This window comes from Microbacterium paulum (genome assembly GCF_015707995.1).
Classification (GTDB): Bacteria; Actinomycetota; Actinomycetes; order Actinomycetales; family Microbacteriaceae; genus Microbacterium; species Microbacterium paulum.
Window position 1 is genome coordinate 1 of the sequence record NZ_JAAGRY010000125.1, and the last position, 1,447, is coordinate 1,447.

General features: G+C 76.1%; 1 protein-coding gene and 1 pseudogene. Both read left to right on the forward strand.

Features of this window, described 5'->3' with window-relative positions:
- On the forward strand, positions 1-826 hold an 826-nt coding region (locus G3N18_RS15730), incomplete at its 5' end, for an electron transfer flavoprotein subunit alpha/FixB family protein (RefSeq protein ID WP_196385184.1).
- A 6-nt stretch (positions 827-832) separates the two neighbouring features.
- Positions 833-1,447 (forward strand): annotated as a pseudogene (locus G3N18_RS15735) (cytochrome b/b6 domain-containing protein); the annotation flags it as partial.

The window sequence follows — 1,447 nt, forward strand, 5'->3', positions numbered from 1 at the left end:
GGCCGGGGCGCTCGGCGCGCCCACGGTGCTGACGGCCGACCTCGGCGGCGCCGACCAGGCGCTGACGGTGCCGATCACCGACGCCCTCTCCGCCGCGCACGACCTCGTCCGCCCCGACGCCGTGCTCGTGTCGAACTCCATCGAGGGCCGTGACGCGGCGGGCCGCTTCGCGGCCCGCCGCTCGCTCGCGATCGCGGTCGACGCCGTCGGCGTCGCGCGCGACGCCGACGGCGTGCTCGCACAGCACTCGGTCTACGGCGGGGCGTTCACCGCCACGTCGGCGCCCACGTTCGGGGCGCTCGTCGTGACCGTCCGCCAGGGTGCGGTCGACGCGCGGGCCGAGGCCGTGGCATCCCCCGTCGTCGACGCGCTCGCGGTCTCGCCCTCGGGCGCTCCGGCCGCGCAGATCACATCGTTCACGGCCGAGGTCGCGACCTCGTCGCGCCCCGAGCTGCGCGGAGCGGCGAAGGTCGTCTCGGGTGGGCGCGGACTCGGATCGAAGGAGAAGTTCGAGCTCGTCGAGCAGCTCGCCGACGCGCTCGGCGCCGCGGTCGGCGCGTCGCGCGCGGCGGTGGATGCCGGGTACGTGCCCTACTCGGCGCAGGTCGGGCAGACTGGGGTCTCGGTCGCGCCGCAGCTATATGTCGCGCTCGGCATCTCGGGCGCGATCCAGCACAAGGCCGGTATGCAGACCGCGAAGACGATCGTCGCGATCAATAAAGACGGCGACGCCCCCATCTTCGAGATCGCCGACTACGGCATCGTGGGGGACGTGTTCCAGGTCGTGCCGCAGCTGATCGCGGCCCTCGACGCCAAGAAGGGCTGAGCGCCCATGGCGACGTTCTCGTCGGGCCTGCGCCGCGGCCTGCCCCGCGTCGCAGGCGGTGACCCGTGGCCTCCCGCCGACGCGGCCCCCGCGGGCGACGCGGCCTCGGCCGAGTCTGCTCCGGCTGTGGATGCTGCGGCGGTCGAGCCCGCTCCGGGCGCCACTTCGCTGCCCGGGCGCCAGCAAACGGTGGCGCCCGTGCAGGAACGTGGCGCCGCGGTGGATGCCACAGCCCCCGCGCCCCCGGTGCCCGCCGCCTCTCCCGCCGTCGAGCTGCGCCGTGGGCTCCCTCGAACGCCCGGCGGTGAACCGTGGCCGGTCGGATCCGTCGTCGCCGCCGCGGTCGGCGCCCCGGCATCCACTCAGCCGCCCCGCCCCGCCAGCGAGGCCGTGCCCGCTGTTCAGACGCGTCAGAATGTGGATGCCGAGGCCAGACACCCGCAGAACGCCGCCGCCGAATCGCCCGGCGCCGACCTGCGGCGGGGCCTTCCGCGCGTGGCGGGGGGAGACCCGTGGCCACCTGAGGGCACGGCTGTCGCGGCGGCGAGTGCGCCCCCGGCGACGAGTGCGCCCTCGGTCGAGGTGACCGCCCCCGCGGCGGCTGTGGCGAAGAGCGCCGCG